The 794-nt window shown below is 41.9% G+C and carries 1 protein-coding gene; it reads left to right on the top strand.

The window, feature by feature from the left end; all coding sequences use genetic code 11:
- Positions 1–65: 65 nt before the first annotated feature.
- Positions 66–632 carry a hypothetical protein gene (locus tag HMPREF1028_RS12890; protein ID WP_009313217.1) on the top strand — a complete coding sequence of 189 codons (567 nt, stop codon included), beginning with the start codon at positions 66–68 and terminating at the stop codon, positions 630–632.
- Positions 633–794: the final 162 nt, after the last annotated feature.

Raw genomic sequence — 794 nt, 5'->3', positions numbered from 1 at the left:
TTGATATGTTAATATCCTATTTTTATTAAATAGGAAAGTAACCATGTTGCACAAAAATCGGGATCATGAGCGCGTTGATTTTGGGTCTTGCCATGCCGGCCGCTGCCGAATGTTTGATTCAAAAAGATAGCATCGCAGGAATTAAATTAGGGCAGAACTTAAAGCAGGTAAAACATAAATTCCCGAAGGCGAAAATGGAGAGAGAAAGCGATCCCGAAGGTGTGGCGTATGTTGCCATTACACTGTCTAAAGACGTCATGGTTATCACCCATCAAGATGGAGACGACGATCCTGATGCGCCTATAAAACTCCATAAAAAAATTGATTCTTTGGAGACCTACTCTCCCGCCTGTCACACGGCTTCGGGGGTACATCCGGGCATGAAGATCAAAGATGCAGAAGCCAAGCTGGGTAAAGTCAAAAAAATCATAATGTCGGCAATCGAATCTCGTGAATACGCAATATTTACCCGCCACCCGCAACATTTCGAATTTAGAATGGAAATGGGAACAGGAATTTATCCGGGTAAAGGTGGAGCACCGAATCAAACTCGGCGTTACCGTAAAACGGGACTTATCGAAGGAATTTCTGTATTTGAAAGAGGAGGTTTTGATGGCAGTTATGGGATTTAAGCAACTGCTACCTTGCCATTCTTAGCTATCGATTCCGTTACGTAATACGGGTCGTCTGAAACGATATCCTTGTCATATAGATAAGTTGATATGTTAATATCCTATTTTATTAAACAGGAATAGTAACCATGTTGCACAAAATCGGGATCATGAGCGCGTTAG

The organism is Neisseria sp. GT4A_CT1 (assembly GCF_000227275.1).
Lineage (GTDB): Bacteria > Pseudomonadota > Gammaproteobacteria > Burkholderiales > Neisseriaceae > Neisseria.
The sequence above is the reverse complement of the archived record's forward strand: the minus strand, read 5'-3'. Positions and strand labels throughout refer to the sequence as shown.